A 20,779-nucleotide genomic window follows, 5' to 3' on the forward strand; every position below is an offset into this window, starting at 1 on the left:
GATCGACGAGACGGCCATCTGCGGCGGGTCGCGCCGGACCACGTGTCGACGCAGCGCGGCGAAGCCGCCGTGCCGAGAGGCCCGCCGAGCGATCGGCAGCTCGGTCGGGACGCGCTCCACAGCGACGAGCCGTGCGACTGGGGTCCCATGGTTCGTGACGGTGGAGGACTCGCCGGCGGCCACTGCTCGCAGCACCTCGCTGCTGCGGTTGCGCATCTCGCGGTGGCTGATCGGTTCCTCGCGTGGAACGCAGCACCGCGCAGCGCGGATGCTTCGTCGTACTCTGGCGTCATGGCCAAGGGCATCCTGATCGTCGACGTGCAGAACGACTTCACCGAGGGCGGCGCGCTCGGGACCGAGGGCGGAGCGGCGGTCGCCGCCGCGATCACCGAGCACCTCCGCACCCATTCCTACGACCTCGTCGTCGCGAGCCGCGACTGGCACGACGGCGACAACGACAACGGCGGCCACTTCGCCGCGGGGGAGCCCGACTTCGTCGGCACGTGGCCCGTGCACTGCGTCGCGGGCACGCCGGGCGCCGACTACCACCCCGCGCTCGACGCGCTCGCGATCGACGTCCACGTCAAGAAGGGGCAGGGCAAGCCCGCCTACTCGGCCTTCGAGGGCACGACCGACGACGGCGAGACGCTCGGCGAGGTGCTCGAGGAGCAGGGGATCGACGAGCTCGACGTCGTCGGCATCGCGACCGACTACTGCGTGAAGGCGTCGGCGCTCGACGCTGCGCTCGCGGGAATCACGGTCACCGTGATCGACGCGCTCACCTCGGCGGTGTCGCCGGAGACGCGCGCGACGGCGCTCGACGAGATGCGCGACGGCGGCGTGCAGGTCGCGCGCCGACACTAGCGTGAGCTGTAGCCAGTCTACGTGTAGGCTGTCTGTGGTTCGGTCTCGACGCCTCGCTGTTCGGCTGCCCGGACTTTACATAGACCGCCTAACAGATAGACTGGCTAAGTGTCCACGCGATCCACGCCCCGCTCGTCATCGTCCTCGCGCGTCCCCAGGTGGCTGCGCGTCCTGCTCCCCGCGGCCCTGATCCTCGGTTGGCTCGCCGCCGCCGGCATCGGCGGGCCCACCTTCGGCAGCCTCTCGAGCGTCGTGTCCAACGACCAGGCGAGCTTCCTGCCGTCGAGCGCCGAGTCGACGCTCGTGCAGGAGCAGCTCGGCGAGTTCCTCGGCGACGATGAGATCCCCGCGATCGTGGTCGCCGCCTCGGACGAGGAGCTCGACGCGACCGCGCTCGAGTCGATCGCCGGGCTGCAGGAGGAGATCGCCGCGCTCGAGGGCGTCGTGCAGGCGTCGCCGGTCGTGCCGAGCGAGGACGGTCAGGCGGCGCAGATCGTGGCGCTGCTCGACAGCTCCGGCGAGTCGGGCGAGGTGGGCGATCTCGTCGGCGAGCTGCGCGCGCTCGTGGCGGACACCGACCTCGGCCCCGGCGTGGAGTCGAAGGTCACCGGCCCGGCCGGCTTCACGGCCGACATCGCCGAGGCCTTCGGCGGCATCGACGGGCTGCTGCTGCTCGTCGCCCTCGGCGCCGTGCTCGTCATCCTCGTGATCGTCTACCGCTCGCCGCTCCTGCCGATCCTCGTGCTGTTCACCTCGGTCGCCGCGCTGTGCCTCGCGATCCTCGTCGTCTTCGAGCTCGCGAAGGCGGAGGTGCTCACGCTCAGCGGGCAGACGCAGGGCATCCTCTTCATCCTCGTCGTCGGTGCGGCGACCGACTACGGCCTGCTCTACACGGCGCGCTTCCGCGAGGCGCTCGGGCAGACACGATCGCGCTGGCAAGCGACCGTCGCCGCGCTCAAGGGATCGTTCGAGCCGATCATCGCGTCGGGCGGCACGGTCATCGCGGGCCTCCTGTGCCTCCTGCTGAGCGACCTCGTCTCGAACCAGCAGCTCGGCCCGGTGGCCGCGATCGGCATCGCCGCCTCGATCCTCGCGGGGCTCACCCTGCTGCCGGCGCTGCTGCTCGCCTTCGGCCGCGTCGCCTTCTGGCCGGTCGCGCCGACGCCCGAGAAGCCGCGCGTCAAGGCCGACGGCGAGGGTCTGTGGGGCGCGGTCTCGAACCTCGTCGATCGCCGCGCCCGCACGGTGTGGATCGTCACGGCGCTCGTGCTCGGCGCCGGCGCGCTCGGCGTCACGCAGCTGCGCGCCGAGGGCGTGCCCTCGAGCGACTTCGTCGTCGGCGAGTCGGAGGCCCGCGACGGCCAGGCGCTGCTCTCGGCGCACTTCCCCGGCGGCTCCGGCACCCCTACGCAGATCGTCGCGCCCGAGGGCGAGCTCGACGCGGTCGCCGAGGCGGTCGCCGACATCGACGGCGTCGAGAGCCTCGCGCTCGCGAGCGAGGACTCGCCCTCGGGCACTCTCCCGTGGCCGGCCGATCCCGCGTCGCCGTTCGCGGCGTTCGAGCCGACCGTCGTCGACGGCAGCGTGCTGCTGCAGGCGACGCTCGTCGACGCTCCGGACTCGACCGAGGCGCAGGAGGTCGTGCGCGAGATCCGCGAGGCGGCGCACGACGTCACCGACGAGGCGATCGTCGGCGGCACGACCGCGACCGCGATCGACACGAACGACGCATCCTCGCGCGACCGCGCCGTCATCATCCCGATCGTGCTGCTCGTCATCGGGCTCATCCTGATGGTGCTGCTGCGCTCGATCGTGGCTGCGGCGGTGCTGCTGGCCACGACCGTGCTGTCGTACTACACGGCGCTCGGCGTCGGCGCGATCATCCTGCAGTGGCTCGGGGTCCCCGACATGGATCCGGCGGTGCCGCTGTTCGCGTTCGTGTTCCTCGTCGCGCTCGGCGTCGACTACAACATCTTCCTCATGACCCGCGTGCGCGAGGAGGTCGGCAAGCGCGGCCACCGCGCGGGCGTGCTCCGCGGCCTGCGCGTGACCGGCGGCGTCATCACCTCGGCGGGCGTCGTGCTCGCGGCCACCTTCGCGGCGCTCGGCGTCATCCCGGTGCTGTTCCTGCTGCAGCTCGCGATCATCGTCGCGCTCGGCGTGCTCATCGACACGACGCTCGTCCGCTCGCTGCTCGTGCCCGCACTCGCGCTCGAGATCGGGCCGAAGACCTGGTGGCCGTCGAAGCTCGCGAGGGAGCCGCGCACTCCCGCGGCGGACCGATCGGACGCGGAGGTGAGCGCCGCCGCGTCGCGCTGACCTCGGGTGCGCGGTCGCGGCTTGCGCCGATCGTATGACGATAATACGGTTGGTGTGAGCGAGAGGCGGCGTCGATGCTGGAACGGAAGGCTGCGCCCCTGCGGGAGCAGGCGGTGGAGGTGCTGCGCGCATCGATCGTGCGCGGGGAGCTCGTGCCGGGCGCGCGCATCACGGAGAAGGCGATCGAGCAGCGCCTCGGCGTCAGCCGGACCGTCGTGCGCGAGGCCCTGCGGCAGCTCGAGAGCGAGCGGCTCATCCGCATCCAGCCGGGTGTCGGCCCGGTCGTCGCCGAGCTGACGCTCGACGAGGCCCGGCAGCTCTACGAGGTGCGCGCGGCGCTCGAGGCGACCGCCGCGCGGCTCGCGGCGCGCAACGCCGACGACGCGCAGATCGCCGCGCTCCGGGCGGCCTTCGACTCGATCCCGGAGCAGCGCCCCGACGAGATCGACGCGCTGCTGGCCATCAAGAACGGCTTCTACGTCGCGCTCATCGCCGCGAGCGGCAACCACATCATCGGCGAGCAGCTGGCCAACGTGCAGGCGCGCATCAGCCAGCTGCGCGCCGTGACCCTCGGTGCGCCCGACCGGCAGGCCGCGATGCGCGCCGAGCTCGGCGCCGTCGTCGACGCCATCGCGCGGCGAGACGAGGATGCGGCCTACCGGCTCTCCGTTGCGCACGTCATGGCCGCATCGAGCATCGCCCTCGACCACCTCAGCACCCGCGCGAAGGACATCGCATGAGCCACACCCTCTTCCTCGGCCTCGGGCGCATGGGCGCGCCGATGGCGCGACTCCACGCGGAGGCGTTCGAGACGCACGTCTTCGACGTGTTCCCCGACGCCGTCTCGGCGGTCGTCGAGGGCTCGAGCGCCCGGCCGGTGGCCGACCTCGTGAGCGAGGGCGCCGACGTCGACGTCGTGATCCTCATGCTCCCGACGAGCCGCCACGTCGAGGATGCGCTCACCGGCGAGGGCGCGCTCCTCGAGCGCCTGCCCGCGGGGTCGCTCGTGATCGACATGGGCTCGAGCGAGCCCGGGAGCACGCGGTCGCTCGCCGCCGCCGCGGGGGAGCGCGGCGTCGACTACGTCGACGCGCCGGTCTCCGGTGGCATCGCGAAGGCCGAGACGGGTGAGCTGACCATCATGGCGGGCGGCACGGACGACGCGGTCGCGCGCGCCATGCCGCACCTCGAGACGGTCGGCAACTCGATCGTCCACGTCGGGCCAGCCGGCGCCGGCCACGCGGCCAAGGCGCTCAACAACCTCGTCAGCGCGACGAACATCGCGGCCGCGACGGAGGCGGTGCTCATCGCGAAGCACTTCGGCATCGAGCCGGCGGCGATGATCGAGGTGCTCAACGCCTCGACCGGCATGAGCCAGGCGACGCAGGTCAAGTTCCCGCAGCACATCCTGCCCGGCACGTACGCCTCGAAGTTCGCGTACGACCTCATGCTCAAGGACATGGGCATCGCGAGGCGCATGGCCGACGAGGTCGGATTCGCACCGGTCACGGGCGCGGCGTTCGACACGCTCTCGGAGGGCCGATCGGCGCTCGGCGAGCACGCAGACCACACCGAGATCGCGCGCGTGTACACGCGGACGACCGGGATCTCCATCGACGAAGGGCACGCACGATGACTGACATCGACCCGCAGGAGTACATCGACGACATGGCGCGCAAGCGCGGCTACGTCCTCGACTACCACAAGGTGATGGCGAAGCAGGACTTCCCGGTGCTGCAGGCGGCGAACCACATGGTCTCCGCCGCCTACCTCGACCAGCGCACGCTCGACCGCAAGACGAAGGAGCTCATCTTCATCGTCTCGCTGACGGTCATGCGCGCCTCGAAGGGCCACATCCAGTCGCACATCCGGGTCGCGCTCGACCTCGGCCTCACGCCGACCGAGATCCTCGAGGCGATCGAGATCGCCCTGCCCGAGGCGGGCATCGTCGCGTTCCAGACCGGCTTCGAGGCATGGCGGGAGGTCGTCGGCGCCGATGGCATCGAGCCGACCGTCGCCGTCCACGAGGGCGGCTCCGGCTCGGGCGAGTAGCTCGCGCCATGGCATCGCACGAGCCGTGGGAGGTCGTGGTCATCCGCCACGGCACGCGCAGCACCCGACGCAGCGAGGTCTTCCTCAACTACGCCTTCTACGGGGAAGACGACGGGCCGTTCCGGCTCGACTACTTCCTGTGGGTGCTCCGCCGCGGCGATGAGGCCATCGTGGTCGACACCGGGTACTCGGAGGCGGGGGCGACCGCGCGCGGCCGCGAGATCCTCATCGACCCCGTGGATGCGCTGCGGCGCCTCGGGATCGAGCCGGGCTCCGGCGTGCCCGTCGTCGTGACGCACGCGCACTACGACCACATCGGGAACCTGCCGGCGTTCGCGTCGTCGGAGATCCACATCGCCCGGTCAGAGCTCGACTTCTGGACGAGCGACGTCGCCGACCGGCCGCTCTTCTCGCACTTCGGCGATCCCGCCGAGATCGAGGAGCTGCTGCGCGCCGAGGCGGAGGGAAGGCTCCGCCCCTTCTCGGGCACGGCGACGATCGCCGAGGGGGTCGAGCTCGTCGAGGTGGGCGGCCACACCCCGGGCCAGGCCATGGTGTCGGTCGCCACGAGCGCCGGCACGGTGCTGATCGCGAGCGACGCGGCGCACTTCGTCGAGGAGCTCGAGCGCGACATGCCGTTCGTGTCGATGGCCGACGTGCCGCAGTCGTACCGCGTGCTCGATCGGATCCGCGAGACGGACGCAGCGCTCGTGCTCACGGGCCACGATGCGGGCACGCTCGATGGGCTCGAGCCGCTCGGCGAGCCGCTGCCGGGGCTCGCCGGCGTGATCGGCCGGCGCGCGTGAGCCTGCCCGCCGACGTCGTCGAGCGCTGCCGCGCCGACGCGCGCCTCGCCGCCGCGAGCCGCGGTGCCGACGTCACGATCGCGCTGCGCGACAGCAGCGGCGAGCACGTCCTCCGCCTCCACGACGGGCGCGTCGCCGCGGGCAGAGCCGCCGACTGCTCGATCGCCATGGCGGACGAGGCGTGGTCGGCGCTGCTCGCCGCGGAGCCGAGCGCGGGCGATCAGCACGTGCTCGCACTCGTGCGGGACGGCCGTGCGAGCGTCGAGGGCGACGAGCTCGCCTTCGCGCAGCACCTGCACCTCGTGCGCCGCATCGTCGAGGCGATCCGCCCGGCGGCCGCCGCGCCCCGGGCCCCCGAGCGCCGACCGCTGTCGCTGCGCGGGCAGTACGTCCGCATCGACGGGCCGCAGGGCGCATCCGACGTCTTCGTCGAGCGCGCCGGCACCGGCCCGCAAGTGCTGTGCCTCGCGACCGCCGGCAGCGACTCGAGCCAGTACCACGGGCTCGTCGCCGAGACCGATGTCACGGACCGCTTCGAGCTCATCGCCGTCGACCTCCCGTGGCACGGCAAGTCGACGCCCGTGCCCGGCGTCGATCCGCTCGAGTACCGGCTCGATTCCGCGACGTACACCCAGCTCATCGTCGCGATCGCGGATGCCGCCGACCTGCGGCGGCCCATCCTGCTCGGCCCGTCGATGGCGGGCGCGGCCGTCGTGCGGGCGATCGCGCTGCACCCCGACCGCTTCGCAGGCGCTGTCTCGTGCCAGGCCGGCCCCAGCGTGCGCGGCCGCAGCACGCCGGCGCTGCGCTCCGCGGTCGTCAACCAGGCGCTCCACGTGCCCGAGTGGACCTACGGGCTCATGAACCCGGCCTCGCCGCTCGAGCACCGCGACCGCGTGTGGTGGGGCTACTCGTCCGGCGCCTACGGCGTCTACGACGCCGACATCACCGGATACCAGCAGTGGGATCTCGACGAGGTCGAGCACCTGCTCACGCCCGAGTCGCCGCACGTCGCGGTGCTGTCGGGCGCCTTCGACACGAGCGTGCCACCAGCCGCATCTCGCGAGCTCGCGGACCGCATCCCGAACTCGTCGTTCGAGCTCATGCCCGAGCTCGGCCACTTCCCGCACGCCGAGCACCCCGCGGCGTTCGCGCCGCACCTCGAGCGGGCGATCGCTCGCGTGCTCCGGAGCGAGCGACCCCCGGCGGATACGATGGACACAACCAGTTGAAGGAGTTCGCATGAGCGCGACCACCACCGAGATGCAGGTGCTCGACGGCATCCACGGCAAGCTCTTCATCGGCGGCGAATGGGTCGACGGTGAGCAGGGCACGATCGAGGTCAGGGACCCCGCTACCGGCGAGGTGATCAAGGAGATCGCGAACGGCTCGGTCGAGGACGGCGTGCGCGCGCTCGACGCGGCCGTCGCGGCGCAGGACTCCTGGGCCCGGACGCCCGCGCGCGTGCGCGGCGAGATCCTGCGCAAGGCCTTCGACCTCCTCCAGGAGCGCAAGGAGGAGTTCGCGCTCCTCATGACGATGGAGATGGGCAAGCCGCTCGCCGAGGCCCGCGGCGAGGTCGCCTACGGCGGCGAGTTCCTGCGCTGGTTCTCGGAGGAGGCCGTGCGCATCGACGGTCGCTACTCCATGACGCCCGAGGGCACCGGCCAGATGATCGTCACGCACCGCCCCGTCGGCCCGTGCTTCCTCATCACTCCCTGGAACTTCCCGCTCGCGATGGCGACCCGCAAGCTCGGCCCGGCGCTCGCCGCGGGCTGCACCGCGGTCGTGAAGCCCGCGACGCTCACGCCCCTCACGACGCTCGCGCTCGTCGCGCTGCTCGAGGAGGCGGGTCTGCCGAAGGGCGTCGTGAACGTCATCACGACCAAGTCGACCGGCGCGCTCTCCGAGCGGCTGCTCGCCGACCCGCGCCTGCGCAAGGTCTCGTTCACGGGATCGACCCCGGTCGGCGTGCAGCTGCTGAAGCAGGCCGCCGACAACGTGCTGAAGTCGTCGATGGAGCTCGGCGGCAACGCGCCGTTCGTCGTCTTCGAGGATGCCGACCTCGACAAGGCGGTCGAGGGCGCGCTGCTGGCGAAGTTCCGCAACATCGGCCAGGCCTGCACTGCGGCCAACCGCTTCATCGTGCACGAGTCGGTCGCCGACGAGTTCTCGCGCCGCATCGGCGAGGCGGTCAAGGCGATGAAGATCGGCCGCGGCACCGAGGAGGGCGTGCAGATCGGCCCGCTCGTCGAGGACAAGGCCGTCGACAACGCGGTGCGGCTCGTCGAGTCGGCGGTCGGCGACGGCGCGACCCTCGTCACCGGCGGCAAGGCGATCGACGGCCCCGGCTCGTTCTTCGAGCCGACCGTGCTCGACGGCGTCACGCCCGACATGGCCGTCTCGATCGAGGAGATCTTCGGCCCGGTCGTCGCGATCCAGCGCTTCTCGACCGAGGAGGACGCCGTGCGCCTCGCGAACGCGACCGAGTACGGCCTCGTCGGCTACGTCTTCACCGAGGACACGAAGCGCGGCCAGCGGATGATCGACCTCATCGACACCGGCATGATGGGGCTCAACGTCGGCGTCGTCTCGAACGCGGCCGGTCCGTTCGGCGGCGTCAAGCAGTCGGGCCTCGGGCGCGAGGGCGGCGCCGAGGGTATCCACGAGTACCTCGAGACGAAGTACACGCTCATGCCCAACCCGTTCGCCTAGCGGCGACGGGCCGCACGGCGGCACGAGAGAGGGCGAGCGGGGAACCGCTCGCCCTCTCTCGTGCGCCGCCGCGAAGCCGGCTCGACAGTATTACCGTATGACGATAATGTGATCACACCGCGCGAGTGGACCAAGGGAGATCACATGTCGCAGCACACCGTCGATCAGGAGATCGGCACGCCAACCATCCGCCAGCTCTCGAAGAGCGATCGCCGGAAGCGCATGGTCGCGGTCGGCATCGGCAACTTCATGGAGTGGTTCGACTTCGCCATCTACGGCTACTTCGCCGCGATTATCGGTGCGCAGTTCTTCCCGTCCGGCAACCCCACGGCCGAGATGCTCTCCGCCCTCGCCGTCTTCGCCGTCGGCTTCCTCTCGCGCCCCATCGGCGCCCTGTTCCTCGGCCCGATGGGCGACCGGCTCGGTCGCCGCGCCGTGCTCATCATCACCGTCATGGGGATGGGCATCATCACAGCGCTCATCGGCCTCGTGCCGTCGTTCGCAGCCATCGGGATCGCGGCGCCCATCATCGTCGTCATCCTGCGCCTGCTGCAGGGCATGATGGTCGGCGGCGAGTGGACGAGCGCGGCCGCCTACATCGGCGAGAGCGCGCCCGCCGGGAAGCGGGGGCTCTACGCGAGCCTCATCACCGCGACGGCCGGCCTCGCGTTCCTCGTCGGCACGCTCACCGCAGTGCTGCTGACCGCCGTCATGGAGCAGTCCGCCCTCGAGTCGTGGGGCTGGCGCATCCCGTTCGTCGCCTCGTTCCTCATGGCGGTCGTCGCCGTCTACATCCGCCGCAAGCTCGAGGACACCCCGGTCTACGAGGAGCTCGAGCGCAAGCGCAAGGCCAACGAGATCGAGCACACGAGCCGCGGCGACAAGGCGCGCGCGTTCGTCATGACCCTCGCCTTCGCCGGCATCTTCGGCGTCGCGCTCTACTACCTCGTCACGTACGCCAACAACCACCTCACCGGCGCGGTCGGCATGGAGCGCTTCGAGGCCCTGTGGGCGACGGCCGTCGTCATGGTCATCTACGTGATCTTCAACCCGCTCATGGGCATGGCGGCCGACCGCTGGGGGCGCAAGCCGGTGAACCACATCGGCATCGCGGGCCTCGTGATCTGGGCCATCCCGGCGTTCGCCCTCATGAACACCGGCAACCCGTGGCTCGTGATCGTCGGGCTCGTGCCCTTCGCCCTCTTCGTCGCGGCGGCCGCGGTGACGAACAACGTGCTGCTCGTCGAGGTGTTCCCCGCGTCGGTGCGCGCGACCGGTTCGGCGATCGGCTACAACGTCGCGTACGCGCTGCTCGCCGGCCCCGGCCCGCTCATCGCGGCCTCGCTCGTGGCAGCGACCGGTCTGCTGATCTCGCCGGCGTTCTACGTCATCGCCGTCGGCATCGTCGCGCTCGCCGTGCTGTGGCCGCTGCTGCCCGAGACCAAGGGCCGCGACATCTCGCGCGGCTGATCGAGAAGACAGGAGCTCCATCATGTACAAGGTCGCGGTCGTGCAGGCTGCATCGGTCCCGTTCGACGCCGACGCGGCGACGGCGAAGGCGGAGCGGCTCATCGCCGAGGTGGCCGCGAACGGCGGCGAGCTCGCGGTCTTCCCCGAGGCGTTCATCGGCGGCTACCCGAAGGGCACGTCCTTCGGCACCGCGATCGGGACGCGGACGGACGCCGGGCGCGTGGAGTACGAGCGCTACGTCTCGGGCGCGATAGCGCTCGACGGCGAGGAGGTCGGCCGGCTCGAGCGCGCGAGCGCCGAGCACGGCGTGCACCTCGTGATGGGCATCATCGAGCGGCTCGGCAACACCCTCTACTGCACCGCGCTCATGATCGACCCGGCGGCGGGCCTCGTCGGCAAGCACCGCAAGCTCATGCCCACCGCGACCGAGCGCCTCGTCTGGGGCTTCGGCGACGGCTCGACGCTCGACACGATGGAGACGCCCGGAGGCCGCGTCGGCACGGTCATCTGCTGGGAGAACTACATGCCGCTCATGCGGCAGGCGATGTACGCGAAGGGCGTGCAGATCTACTGCGCGCCGACCGCGGACGACCGCCCGACCTGGCAGTCGACCATGCAGCACGTGGCGATCGAGGGCCGGACCTTCGTGCTCTCGAGCTGCCAGGTGATCATGAGGGACGCCTTCCCGGCGGACCACCCCGTCGAGTACGAGCTGCCGGGCGGCGACACCCTCATGCGCGGCGGCAGCGTCATCATCGACCCGAGCGGTAGCGTGCTCGCCGGCCCGGTGTTCGACGAGGAGGCGATCCTGTACGCCGAGATCGATCAGGCGGCCAAGGTCCGATCGCACCTCGACTTCGACGCCGTCGGCCACTACGCGCGGCCCGACGTGTTCAGCCTCACGGTGAACACCGCGCCGACCGAATCGGTGCGCTTCACGTCCTGAGCGCGATCGAGGCCGCCTCCCGCAGCGGGGGCGGCCTCGTCGCGTCGGTTCAGGCGGATCCGGCGAGCCAGCGGATGACGTCGGCGACCGGTCCGCTGCGGGCGCTGCGGTAGCCGCTGCCAGCCCACAGGTGCAGGCGATCGGCATCGCCGGCCGCGCTCGCCGCGCGACGCAGCTCGCGCGTGAGGTGGTGGACCGCGGGGTAGGCGAGCGGCGCCTCGGCGCCGTGGCGATCGATGAAGGCGTTCCGCAGCGCGCGAGCCGGCCGCCCGGTGAAGGCGCGCGTGATGACCGTCTCGTCGAAGCGCAAATCGGCCAGCGCCGCTCGATGGGTCGGCGACGTGCCGGCCTCGTCGGTGCGCAGCAGCAGGGTCCCGACCGCGACCGCGACGGCGCCGGCCGAGAGGAGCCCCTGCACCGCGCGGGGGCCGTCGACCCCGCCCGCGGCGACGACGGGCAGTTCGGCGGCGACCAGCACGTCGCGCACGAGCCGCTCCGTCGCGACGGGCTCGAGCGCGCGCCCCGGGTCGTGCGTGGCCGAGTGGCCGCCGGCGTCCGTGCCCTGCACGATCAGTCCGTCGACGCCCGCCTCCGCGGCGGCTCGCGCCTCGCTCGCCGTCGTGACCGTCGCGAGCACGCGGGTGCCGGCGGCCTGCAGGGCGCCGATGTCGCGGCGCGACGGGAGCCCGAAGGTGAGCGACACGACGGGCACCGGGTGCGCGACCAGCTGCGCGACCTTCGCGTCCCACTCGTCGTCGTCGCGAGCGGGCGGCACGCCGAGGTCGACGCCGAGCGCGACCGCCTCGGGACGGATGCGCTGCGCGTACGCGTCGAGGGCCGCGGCGTCCCAGGCCTGCTCGCCCGGCACGAACAGGTTGACGCCGAACGGCAGGCCCAGCTCGCGCATCCGCTCGATCTCGGCGGCCATGGCCGCCGTCGTCTTGTAGCCGGCGGCGAGGAACGGGAACGCGCCCGCCCGCGCCGCTCCGGTCGCGAGCGCGGTCGAGGTCGGTCCGCCGGCCATCGGCGCCGCCACGATCGGCAGGCGCGAGTCGAGCAGGGCGGGTGCGGCCATGGGCGTCCTCCGATCAGTCGAGTGCGGCGGGGGCGAGCAGCTGGTGCGCGGCGAGCTCGCGGTAGAGCGGGGACGCGTCGAGCAGCTCCTCGTGGGTGCCGCGCGCGAGCACGCGGCCGCCGTCGAGCACGACGATCTGGTCGGCGTCGACGACCGTCGCGAGCCGGTGCGCGATCACGAGCGTCGTGCGGCCCTCGCTCGCTACGTCGAGCGCGGCCTTGAGCGACGCCTCGTTGCGGGCGTCGAGGTTGGCGGTCGACTCGTCGAGCAGCAGCACGGGCGTCGCCGCGAGCAGCGCCCGGGCGATCGCGAGCCGCTGCCGCTCGCCGCCCGAGAGCAGCACGCCTGCCTCGCCGACCTCAGTGTCGAGACCGCGCGGCGAGCGGCCGACGAGGTCGCCGAGGTTGACGGCGTCGAGCGCCTCGAGCAGCCGCTCGTCGGTCGCGTCGGGCGCGCCGAGCCGCAGGTTCTCGCGCAGCGAGCCGGCGAGCGCGGGCGCGTCCTGCTCGACGTAGCCGATGAGCGAGCGGAGGCTCTCGCGATCGACGTCGCGCACGTCGCTGCCGCCGACGATCACGCGGCCGGCGGTCGCGTCGTAGAAGCGCTCGACGAGCGCGAACGTCGTCGACTTGCCCGCGCCCGAAGGGCCCACGAGCGCGGTGCGGGAGCCGGCGGGCACCTCGAACGAGACGTCCTCGAGCACGGTGCGCGGCTCGTCGGCCGAGGGGTAGGCGAAGGTGACGCCCTCGAACGCGACCATGGGCGCGCCCGGGCGCGGCTCGAGCGCGACGCGCGCATCCGCATCCGACTCCGACGGGAGCCGCACGATCTCCTGGATGCGGCCGAGCGCGCCGAGCGCGACGCTCACGGCCGAGATCGCGCCCGCGAGCTGGCCGAGCGGCATGATCATGAGGAACAGGAACAGCAGGAATCCGACGAGCTGCGAGATGGCGATCTCGCCCGTCGCGACCCGCAGGCCGCCGACGCCGAGCACGACGAGGAACGCGAGCTGCACGGCGATGCCGAAGATCGGCACGACGAGCGCCGAGATCCGGGCGACCCGCACGCCGGCGCGGAAGGCGTCGCCCGCGCGGTCGCCGATCGCGTCGACCTCTCGCGCGGTCGCGCCCGCCGCCCGCACGGTGCGCACGGCGCTGATCGCGCGCTCGAGCGCGCTCGTGAGGTGGCCGACCTGCTCCTGCGCGGCGCCGGAGGCGCGGGTGAGGAGCGGCATGACGACGAGCATCGCGCCGATCGCGACGGCGAGCACGAGCACGGTGAGGCCGAGCAGCAGCGGATCGATGATGAGCATCGCGATGACGGCGCCGACGAGCGTCAGCACGCCGCCGATCGACTCGACGAGCCCCTGCGTGAGCACCGCGCGCAGCAGCGTCGTGTCGCTGCCGACGCGGCTCACGAGGTCGCCGACCCGGCGCGCGTCGAACTCGGCGATCGGCAGCCGCAGCATCGAGGCGACGAGCGTGCGGCGCGTGCGCAGCACGACGTGCTCGCCGAGCACCTGCAGCAGGAAGTGCTGGAAGCCGTCGACGATCGCGCCGATCACGACGACCGCGAGCAGCAGCCACGGCAGCCACTCGAGCGCTCGCGACTGCTCGACGCGCGCGATGAGCTCCTGCGCCATGAGCGGCTGAGCGAGGGCGAAGCCGGCGCCGAGCACCGAGAGCGCGATCGCGCCCGCGAGCAGCCCCTTCTTGGGGAAGAGGTAGGGGAGCAGCTCGCCGACGCTGGCGCGCGGCCCGTCGTCGCCCCGGCGTCGGAGCATCCCGCGTCGCTCGCTCATGTCTCGCTTCCGTCGTCGTGCGCGGCCGTCACCGCTTGCCGTGCTTCTTGTGCACCGCCTGGCGGCTGACGCCGAGCGCATCGGCGATCGCCTGCCAGGCGAACCCCTCCATTCTCGCGCGTCTCGCGAGCGCCGCTTCCTCCCGCTCGAGCTCGCGCCGCGTCGCGGCGAGCGCCGCGAGCTGCTCGAGCACCCCACGGGGCTGCTCCCCGGTCACCGTCACCTCGCCCATGCGTCAACCGTAGTTGACACAGCGGGTTGCGTCAACCTGCGTTGACACGCGCAGCGCGCCGTCGGCGACTGGAAGACGGAGGGATGCGCGGAGCGGGGTGGGCAGCTCGCGCTGCACGGGCGGGGAGGCGGACCGTCGCCCGGCCGACCGGGATGTCCGCGGCACGGTCTACTGTGGGGTCTCGTGCCAGCACCCGTGATCGAGGCGACCGGACTCCGCAAGCAGTACGGCGACTTCACCGCAGTCGACGGGATCGACTTCGCGATCGAGCCGGGGGAGGCGTTCGGCTTCCTCGGGCCCAACGGCGCGGGCAAGTCGACGACGATGCGGATGATCGCCGCGACGTCGACGCGCTCGGCGGGCGACCTCCGCGTGCTCGGCTTCGACCCCGAGACGCACGGGCCCGAGGTGCGGGCGCAGCTCGGCATCGTGCCGCAGGCCGACCAGCTCGACGAGGAGCTGCGGGTCGTCGACAACCTCATCGTCTACGGCCGCTACTTCGGGCTGCCGCTCGACTACGTCAAGCGACGCTCGGAGGAGCTGCTCGAGTTCGCGCAGCTGACCGAGAAGCGCACGGCGCGCGTCGACGGCCTCTCGGGCGGCATGAAGCGGCGCCTCACGATCGCGCGAGGCCTCATCAACGCGCCGAAGGCGATGCTGCTCGACGAGCCGACGACCGGCCTCGACCCGCAGGCGCGGCACGTGCTGTGGGACCGGCTGTTCCGGCTCAAGGAGGAGGGCACGACGCTCGTGCTCACCACGCACTACATGGACGAGGCCGAGCAGCTGTGCGACCGGCTCGTCGTGATCGACAAGGGCACGATCGTCGCCGAGGGCAGCCCGGCCGCGCTCATCCGCGAGTACTCGACGCGCGAGGTGCTCGAGGTGCGCTTCGGCTCGGCCCGCAACGCCCAGGCCGCCGAGGCCATGGCCGGCATCGGCCAGCGCATCGAGGTGCTGCCCGACCGCGTGCTCGTCTACGACCACGACGGCGAGGCCGCGATGTCGGCCGTGCACGAGCGCGGGCTGAGCCCCATCACGAGCCTCGTGCGGCGCTCGAGCCTCGAGGACGTCTTCCTCCGCCTCACGGGAAGGTCGCTGATCGAATGAGCGAGTCGATGCCCACGCGCACGCTCGCCGATGCCGGCGGCGTCGACCACGGCGCGGTCGCCCGCCGCTCGCGCACGTGGGGCTGGTGGTTCGTCGCCGAGCACCGCATCCGCGCCATGCGCTCGTACGTCTTCTCGTGGGTCGGGCTCGGCATCGGCGAGCCCTTCCTCTACATCGTCGGCCTCGGCTTCGGCCTCGGCATGCTCGTCGACGCGAACCAAGGGGAGCAGGGCGTCGACGGCGTGCCCTACATCGTCTTCGTCGCGCCCGCGCTCGCGCTCGCGGCGGCGATGCAGACCGCCGCGCAGGAGAACACCTACGGCGTCTTCGGCGGCTTCAAGTGGTTCCCGATGTTCTTCTCGATGGGCGGCACCCCGATCTCGGCCGCGCACATCGTGCTCGGCTTCCAGCTCTCGGTGCTCGTGCGCGTGCTGCTGCCGCTCACCGCGTTCGCGGTCGTCATGATCGTGCTGCAGCTCGGCACGGTCGGCGGCGCGCTCGTGCTCATCGGCATCGGGCTGCTGCTCGCGACCGCCTTCGGGTTCGCGGTCATGTCGTGGGTGTCGACGCAGACGGATGACCGGGGCCAGCTCTCGTTCATCGAGCGGTTCGTCGTCGTGCCCCTCACGCTCTTCTCGGGCACCTACTTCCCGCTCGAGACCCTGCCGCTCCTGCTGCAGTGGATCGGCTGGATCTCGCCGCTCTGGCACGCGGTCGAGCTCGGCCGCACGGCGCTCTACGGCGCCGCGATCGAGCCGATGATGCTGCTCGTGCACGTCGGCTACCTCGTCGCGATCGCGGTCGTCTGCTGCCTGCTCTCGATCCGCACCTTCGCGAAGCGGCTCGACAAGTGAGCGAGCTGCTGCTCGAGGCCCCGGCGCCCACCGTGCGCGGGCCGCTCCGCGGCATCTACGCGGGCAACACGCGCTCGGTCGTCGCCCGCGGCCTGCGCGTCATCGCGCGCAACAACTGGCTCATCGTCGTGACGGGCTTCTTCGAGCCGGTCTTCTACCTGCTCTCGATGGGCATCGGGCTCGGCGCGCTCATCGGCGGCGTCGAGTTCTACGGCACCGAGGTGCCGTACGCCGCGTACATCGCACCGGCCCTCATGGCCGTGAGCGCGATGAACGGCGCCGTCTACGACTCGACGATGAACGTCTTCTTCAAGATGAACTACGCGAAGCTCTACCAGCAGATGCTCTCGACGTCGCTCGGCCCGCTCGACGTCGCGCTCGGCGAGATCCTGCTCGCGCTCTTCCGCGGCCTCCTCTACGCGAGCGGCTTCATGCTCGTCACGACGCTCATGGGGCTCAACCTCGCGTGGACGGCCGTGCTCGCGATCCCCGCGGCGCTCGTCATCGCCTTCGCGTTCGCGTCGTTCGGCATGGCGATCACGAGCTACATGAAGACGTTCCAGCACCTCGACTACGTGTGGGTCGTGATGATGCCGATGTTCCTGCTCTCGGCGACGTTCTTCCCGATCGAGGTCTACCCGCAGGGCGTGCAGTGGGTCATCCAGGCGCTGCCGCTCTGGCACGGCGTCGACATGATCCGCCAGCTCACGACCGGGCTCGTGCAGCCGTCGATCCTGCTGCACCTCGCGTACTTCGCGGTCATGATCCTCGTCGGGCTCGTGTTCACGACCGCGAGGCTGCGCGCCCTCTTCCTGCGCTGACGCCCAGCGAGCGCCCCTACGCTGGGGCGCCATGGCTCGAGTGCTCATCTTCGCCCCCGCACCCCTGCTCACCGTCACGATCGAGGAGTTCCGCGGCGCTCCCGACGTGCACGTGCACGTCGGCGGCCAGGGCGTGTGGCAGGGGCGGATGCTGCGGTCGCTCGGCGTCGACGTCGCACTCGTGTGCTCGGTGGCGGGCGAGACGGGGCTCGTGGTGCGGCAGCTGCTCGAGCGCGAGGGCTTCGGCGTCGTCGCGATCGAGCGCGACGCGATCGGCCCGGCGTACGTGCACGACGGCCGCGACGACGACCGCGAGCCGATCGTCGAGGCGGAGGGCGAGCCGCTCGCCCGGCACGAGCTCGACGCGCTCTACTCCGCCGCGCTGAGCGAGGCGCCGAAGGCCGACCTCGTCATCCTCTCGGGCCCCGAGGGCGGGGCGATGCTCGAGCCCGACGCCTACCGGCGGCTCGCGAGCGACGTGCGGCAGCTCGGCGTGCCCGTGCTCGTCGACCTCGCCGGGCCGCGGCTCGAGGCGGCGCTCGAGGGCGGCGTCGACGTGCTCAAGGTGAGCCACGAGGAGCTCGAGCAGGACGGCAGGGTCGACGACGGCGACGACGAGCGGCAGCTGCTGCGCGCCGCCCGGAAGCTCGCCGACGAGGGCATCGGCCTCGTCGCGATCACGCGCGCCGATGCCGGCTCGCTCGTCGTCGGCGAGGAGGGCGCGTGGCGCGTCGTCGCGCCGGAGCTCGAGCCGGTCGAGACGCGCGGCGCGGGCGACTCCTACACGGCCGCGGTCGCCGCGGTGCTCGCGGAGGGCGGGAGCCATGCCGACGCCATCCGGCTCGGCGCCGCCGCGGGAGCGGTCAACGCGACGCGCCGCGGCCTCGGCACGGGCGACGCCGACGCCATCCGGGCGATCGCCGCGCGGGTCGAGCTGCAGCCGATCGAGCCGGAGCAGGAGGAGGACTGATGCGAGCCCTGATCACGAACGACGACGGCATCGACGCCCCGGGCCTCGCGGCCCTCGCGCGCGTCGCCGCGGAAGCGGGGCTCGATGTCGTCGTCGCCGCGCCCGCCGAGGAGCACTCGGGTGCCAGCGCATCCATCATCGCCACGGAGGGCACCGCCGTCACCGCCGCGGGCGGGAGGGGCGTCGTGCACACCGAGCGGCGCGAGCTGCCGGGCGTCGCCGAGGCGCACGCGGTGCACGCGGCCCCCGCGCTCATCGTGCTGCTCGCGCTCCACGGCGCCTTCGGCCCCGTGCCCGACGTCGTGCTGAGCGGCATCAACCGCGGCGCGAACGTCGGGAGCGCCATCCTGCATTCCGGCACGGTCGGCGCCGCGCTCACCGCGGGCCAGGGCGGCGTGCGAGCGCTCGCCGTCTCGCTCGACGTGGGCCTCCGCGAGGGCGGCGGCGAGCACTGGGAGACCGCGGCCGCGGTCGCGGCGCGCGTGCTGCCCGACCTGCTCGCCGCGCCGGCCGGCACGGTGCTCAACCTCAACGCGCCGGATGTCGACGCGCCCGACGGCGTCGAGCTCGTCGAGGCACCGCTCGCGCCGTTCGGGATCGTGCAGACGACGATGACGGAGCAGGACGGCGACGACGTGCGGCTCGCGATCCGGCAGCACCGCGCCGACGACGCACCCGGCTCCGACATGGAGCGCCTCGCGGCCGGCTTGGCGACCGTGACGGCCGTGCCGACCCTCGGCTCGCCCGCCGGGTAGGGGTCAGCGCGCGACGGGCGCGCGATCGGCCGGTGCCGACGCCGTGCTCGCGCGCCGCGGCACGGCAGGATCACCCGGCCTGCTCACTGCCCGCAGCGCCCACAGGATCGTCACGAGATCGACGACCTCCTGGGTCAGCGCGCCCGCGGTGGCGGGGATGATCCCGAACGCGGCGACGAGCATGAGCGCGACGCTGATCGCGATGCCGAGCCAGATGCTCTGGAGCGCGATGCGCTTCGTGTCGCGGCCGATGCGCACCGCGAGGGCGGTGCGCGAGAGGTCGTCGAGCGTGATGACGACGTCGGCCGACTCGCTCGCCGCCGTCGCGCCTCGCGCGCCCATCGCCACGCCGACATCCGCTGCCGCGAGCACCGGGGCGTCGTTGACGCCGTCGCCGACCATGAGCACCGGTCGCCGCTCGATCGCGTGCACCGCCTCGACCTTGTCGGCCGGCAGGCACTCGGCGCGCACCTCGGTGATGCCGAGCTCATCGGCCACGTGCCGGGCGGTCGGCCAGGCATCCCCCGTGAGCATGACCGTCTCCCGGATGCCGATGGCGTCGAGCGCGGCGATCGTGGCGGCGGCCTCCGGGCGCACCGGGTCGCGAGCGATGATCGCTCCGGCGAACCGGTCGCCGACCGCGACGTAGATCGCGAGCTCGCCGCTCTCGAGGCTCGCCTCCCGCGCATCCGCGGCGTGCTCGCGCACGAACGCGAGCTTGCCCACGACGACGCGGCGGCCGTCGATCTCGGCGACGACCCCGAAGGTCGCCTCCTCCGACGCGCTGCGCGCCTCGCGCAGCTCGAGGCCGCGCTCACGCGCAGCGAGCATGACCGAGCTGGCCAGCACGTGCGACGAGTACTGCTCGGCCGAGGCGGCGAGGGCCAGCAGCTCGTCGTCGTCGACGCCGGCCGCGGGCAGCACCCGCTCGACGGTCGGCGCGCCGCCCGTGAGCGTGCCCGTCTTGTCGAACACCGCCGTGCGCGCCGTCGCGAGCTGCTCGAGCACGCCCGCGCCCTTGACGATGATGCCGTGCCGCGCCGCGCGGCTCATGCCGCCCATGAACGCGACGGGCGCGGCGATGAGCAGCGGGCACGGCGTCGCCACGACGAGCACCTCCGCGAAGCGCACCGGATCGCCGGACACGGCCCACGCGATGCCCGCGATGAGCAGCGAGACCGCGGTGAACGGCACCGCGTAGCGGTCGGCGAGGCGCACGACGGGCGCGCGGCTCTCGGCGGCCTCCTCGACGAGCCGCACGATGCGCTGGTACTGGCTCTCGGCGGCGGTCGCCGTCGCCCGGATCCGCACCGCGAGCTGGGCGTTCACCGACCCGCTCAGCAGCCGGTCGCCCGCCGTGAGCTCCACGGGCAGGCTCTCGCCCGTGAGCGACGACTCGTCGACCACCGCGTGCTCGCTCAGCAGCTCGGCGTCGACGGGCACGATCTCGGCGGGGCGCAGCAGCAGCACGTCGCCCGCGCGCACGTCATCGGCGCCGATGTCCTCGAGCTCGCCGTCCGGCAGCTCGCGGTGCGCCCGCTGCGGTGCCCGCTCGAGGAGCGCCGTCAGCTCGCGCTTCGCGCGCCCTGCCGCGTAGTCCTCGAGCGCCTCGCCGCCGGTGAGCATGAGCACGACGATGATCGCCGCGACGTACTCGTCGACGAGCAGCGTCGCGACGATCGCGGTGATCGCGAGGATGTCGAGGCCCCAGTGGCCGCGCAGCACGTCGCGCACCATCCCGACGCCCTGGATGACGACCACGACCGCGGCCCACGCGATGCACAGCCAGCGCGCGGCGTCGCCCGCCCCCAGCGCGGCGGCGACGGTCGCCGCGGCGCCGACGAGCACGGTGATGGCGACCAGGGGATAGCGTCGCGCCGCGCGACCGAGCCACAGCATGCCCTCAGTGTGGCCCGCGACAGGCGGCGGTGCCAGCGAGGCGAAGCTTCCCTGCACGGGGAACGAAGCGGCCCGCCACCCTCCAGGGCA

General features: G+C 72.5%; 19 protein-coding genes and 1 pseudogene. 15 read left to right on the forward strand and 5 right to left on the reverse strand.

The genetic code is table 11. The features are described from left to right. Positions 1-126: 126 nt before the first annotated feature. Positions 127-408 (reverse strand): annotated as a pseudogene (locus L332_RS30965) (type II toxin-antitoxin system Phd/YefM family antitoxin); the annotation flags it as partial. Here L332_RS30965 and L332_RS19130 point away from each other — a divergent pair. The 10 genes from L332_RS19130 to L332_RS19175 all read left to right on the forward strand — a co-directional run bounded on the left by L332_RS19130 (position 292) and on the right by L332_RS19175 (position 11,172). Then, a complete protein-coding gene (locus tag L332_RS19130) occupies positions 292-864 on the forward strand; it encodes an isochorismatase family protein (protein WP_021009862.1) in 573 nt (190 codons plus the stop codon). The pseudogene L332_RS30965 and the gene L332_RS19130 sit on opposite strands and share 117 nt — an antisense overlap. A gap of 108 nt (positions 865-972) precedes the next feature. Continuing rightward, positions 973-3,183 carry an MMPL family transporter gene (locus L332_RS19135; RefSeq protein WP_021009863.1) on the forward strand — a complete coding sequence of 737 codons (2,211 nt, stop codon included), beginning with the start codon at positions 973-975 and terminating at the stop codon, positions 3,181-3,183. Between the two features lie 74 nt (positions 3,184-3,257). Next, positions 3,258-3,923, forward strand: a complete 666-nt coding sequence (locus L332_RS19140; protein WP_031223343.1) for a GntR family transcriptional regulator — start codon at positions 3,258-3,260, stop codon at positions 3,921-3,923. Then, positions 3,920-4,819 carry an NAD(P)-dependent oxidoreductase gene (locus L332_RS19145; protein ID WP_021009865.1) on the forward strand — a complete coding sequence of 300 codons (900 nt, stop codon included), beginning with the start codon at positions 3,920-3,922 and terminating at the stop codon, positions 4,817-4,819. The genes L332_RS19140 and L332_RS19145 overlap by 4 nt, the downstream gene beginning before the upstream one ends. Continuing rightward, positions 4,816-5,235, forward strand: a complete 420-nt coding sequence (locus L332_RS19150; RefSeq protein WP_021009866.1) for a carboxymuconolactone decarboxylase family protein — start codon at positions 4,816-4,818, stop codon at positions 5,233-5,235. The genes L332_RS19145 and L332_RS19150 overlap by 4 nt, the downstream gene beginning before the upstream one ends. Before the next feature lie 8 nt (positions 5,236-5,243). Continuing rightward, positions 5,244-6,041, forward strand: coding sequence for an N-acyl homoserine lactonase family protein (locus L332_RS19155; protein ID WP_021009867.1), 798 nt, complete (start codon positions 5,244-5,246; stop codon positions 6,039-6,041). Next, positions 6,038-7,273 carry an alpha/beta fold hydrolase gene (locus L332_RS19160; protein ID WP_021009868.1) on the forward strand — a complete coding sequence of 412 codons (1,236 nt, stop codon included), beginning with the start codon at positions 6,038-6,040 and terminating at the stop codon, positions 7,271-7,273. Before L332_RS19155 ends, L332_RS19160 begins: the two co-directional genes overlap by 4 nt. A gap of 10 nt (positions 7,274-7,283) precedes the next feature. Further along, the gene (locus L332_RS19165) at positions 7,284-8,756 is read left to right on the forward strand and encodes an NAD-dependent succinate-semialdehyde dehydrogenase (RefSeq protein ID WP_021009869.1); all 1,473 of its coding nucleotides are present in this window, start codon (positions 7,284-7,286) and stop codon (positions 8,754-8,756) included. Positions 8,757-8,900: 144 nt separating this feature from the next. Then, a complete protein-coding gene (locus L332_RS19170; RefSeq protein ID WP_021009870.1) occupies positions 8,901-10,226 on the forward strand; it encodes an MFS transporter in 1,326 nt (441 codons plus the stop codon). A 22-nt stretch (positions 10,227-10,248) separates the two neighbouring features. After that, the gene (locus L332_RS19175; protein ID WP_021009871.1) at positions 10,249-11,172 is read left to right on the forward strand and encodes a carbon-nitrogen hydrolase family protein; all 924 of its coding nucleotides are present in this window, start codon (positions 10,249-10,251) and stop codon (positions 11,170-11,172) included. A 49-nt stretch (positions 11,173-11,221) separates the two neighbouring features. Here L332_RS19175 and L332_RS19180 read toward each other — a convergent pair whose 3' ends face one another. Genes L332_RS19180 through L332_RS19190 form a run of 3 tightly spaced genes read right to left on the reverse strand, consistent with a single transcriptional unit; the run spans position 11,222 to position 14,280 of the window. Next, on the reverse strand, positions 11,222-12,247 hold the full coding sequence (locus L332_RS19180) for an NAD(P)H-dependent flavin oxidoreductase (protein ID WP_021009872.1): 1,026 nt from the start codon (positions 12,245-12,247) through the stop codon (positions 11,222-11,224). A gap of 13 nt (positions 12,248-12,260) precedes the next feature. Beyond that, positions 12,261-14,048, reverse strand: a complete 1,788-nt coding sequence (locus L332_RS19185; protein WP_021009873.1) for an ABC transporter ATP-binding protein — start codon at positions 14,046-14,048, stop codon at positions 12,261-12,263. 28 nt (positions 14,049-14,076) lie between these two features. Then, positions 14,077-14,280 (reverse strand): hypothetical protein, encoded by a 204-nt coding sequence (locus L332_RS19190; protein ID WP_021009874.1) that lies wholly within the window; start codon positions 14,278-14,280, stop codon positions 14,077-14,079. A 183-nt stretch (positions 14,281-14,463) separates the two neighbouring features. Between L332_RS19190 and L332_RS19195 the strand changes: the two genes are divergently transcribed. From L332_RS19195 to surE, 5 genes are read left to right on the forward strand one after another with little or no spacing between them, the layout of a single operon-like run. Continuing rightward, the gene (locus L332_RS19195; protein ID WP_031223345.1) at positions 14,464-15,390 is read left to right on the forward strand and encodes an ABC transporter ATP-binding protein; all 927 of its coding nucleotides are present in this window, start codon (positions 14,464-14,466) and stop codon (positions 15,388-15,390) included. A gap of 8 nt (positions 15,391-15,398) precedes the next feature. Next, positions 15,399-16,244 (forward strand): ABC transporter permease, encoded by an 846-nt coding sequence (locus tag L332_RS19200; RefSeq protein ID WP_031223346.1) that lies wholly within the window; start codon positions 15,399-15,401, stop codon positions 16,242-16,244. Further along, positions 16,241-17,065 carry an ABC transporter permease gene (locus tag L332_RS19205; protein WP_021064918.1) on the forward strand — a complete coding sequence of 275 codons (825 nt, stop codon included), beginning with the start codon at positions 16,241-16,243 and terminating at the stop codon, positions 17,063-17,065. Before L332_RS19200 ends, L332_RS19205 begins: the two co-directional genes overlap by 4 nt. A gap of 31 nt (positions 17,066-17,096) precedes the next feature. Then, the gene (locus L332_RS19210) at positions 17,097-18,035 is read left to right on the forward strand and encodes a 1-phosphofructokinase family hexose kinase (RefSeq protein WP_021064919.1); all 939 of its coding nucleotides are present in this window, start codon (positions 17,097-17,099) and stop codon (positions 18,033-18,035) included. Beyond that, a complete protein-coding gene (gene surE, locus L332_RS19215; protein WP_021009877.1) occupies positions 18,035-18,790 on the forward strand; it encodes a 5'/3'-nucleotidase SurE in 756 nt (251 codons plus the stop codon). Before L332_RS19210 ends, surE begins: the two co-directional genes overlap by 1 nt. Before the next feature lie 3 nt (positions 18,791-18,793). Here surE and L332_RS19220 read toward each other — a convergent pair whose 3' ends face one another. Further along, positions 18,794-20,689, reverse strand: coding sequence for a heavy metal translocating P-type ATPase (locus tag L332_RS19220; protein WP_021009878.1), 1,896 nt, complete (start codon positions 20,687-20,689; stop codon positions 18,794-18,796). Between the last annotated feature and the right edge of the window lie 90 nt (positions 20,690-20,779).

Source organism: Agrococcus pavilionensis RW1, from assembly GCF_000400485.1.
Lineage (GTDB): Bacteria > Actinomycetota > Actinomycetes > Actinomycetales > Microbacteriaceae > Agrococcus > Agrococcus pavilionensis.

What these genes read in the sequence shown, in the direction of transcription:
- L332_RS19130 (WP_021009862.1), top strand. Translation starts at nt 292, where the DNA reads ATGGCCAAGGGCATCCTGATCGTCGACGTGCAGAACGACTTCACCGAG.
- L332_RS19140 (WP_031223343.1), top strand. Translation starts at nt 3,258, where the DNA reads ATGCTGGAACGGAAGGCTGCGCCCCTGCGGGAGCAGGCGGTGGAGGTG.
- L332_RS19145 (WP_021009865.1), top strand. Translation starts at nt 3,920, where the DNA reads ATGAGCCACACCCTCTTCCTCGGCCTCGGGCGCATGGGCGCGCCGATG.
- L332_RS19150 (WP_021009866.1), top strand. Translation starts at nt 4,816, where the DNA reads ATGACTGACATCGACCCGCAGGAGTACATCGACGACATGGCGCGCAAG.
- L332_RS19155 (WP_021009867.1), top strand. Translation starts at nt 5,244, where the DNA reads ATGGCATCGCACGAGCCGTGGGAGGTCGTGGTCATCCGCCACGGCACG.
- L332_RS19165 (WP_021009869.1), top strand. Translation starts at nt 7,284, where the DNA reads ATGAGCGCGACCACCACCGAGATGCAGGTGCTCGACGGCATCCACGGC.
- L332_RS19170 (WP_021009870.1), top strand. Translation starts at nt 8,901, where the DNA reads ATGTCGCAGCACACCGTCGATCAGGAGATCGGCACGCCAACCATCCGC.
- L332_RS19175 (WP_021009871.1), top strand. Translation starts at nt 10,249, where the DNA reads ATGTACAAGGTCGCGGTCGTGCAGGCTGCATCGGTCCCGTTCGACGCC.
- L332_RS19180 (WP_021009872.1), bottom strand. Translation starts at nt 12,247, where the DNA reads ATGGCCGCACCCGCCCTGCTCGACTCGCGCCTGCCGATCGTGGCGGCG.
- L332_RS19185 (WP_021009873.1), bottom strand. Translation starts at nt 14,048, where the DNA reads ATGAGCGAGCGACGCGGGATGCTCCGACGCCGGGGCGACGACGGGCCG.
- L332_RS19190 (WP_021009874.1), bottom strand. Translation starts at nt 14,280, where the DNA reads ATGGGCGAGGTGACGGTGACCGGGGAGCAGCCCCGTGGGGTGCTCGAG.
- L332_RS19200 (WP_031223346.1), top strand. Translation starts at nt 15,399, where the DNA reads ATGCCCACGCGCACGCTCGCCGATGCCGGCGGCGTCGACCACGGCGCG.
- L332_RS19210 (WP_021064919.1), top strand. Translation starts at nt 17,097, where the DNA reads ATGGCTCGAGTGCTCATCTTCGCCCCCGCACCCCTGCTCACCGTCACG.
- surE (WP_021009877.1), top strand. Translation starts at nt 18,035, where the DNA reads ATGCGAGCCCTGATCACGAACGACGACGGCATCGACGCCCCGGGCCTC.
- L332_RS19220 (WP_021009878.1), bottom strand. Translation starts at nt 20,689, where the DNA reads ATGCTGTGGCTCGGTCGCGCGGCGCGACGCTATCCCCTGGTCGCCATC.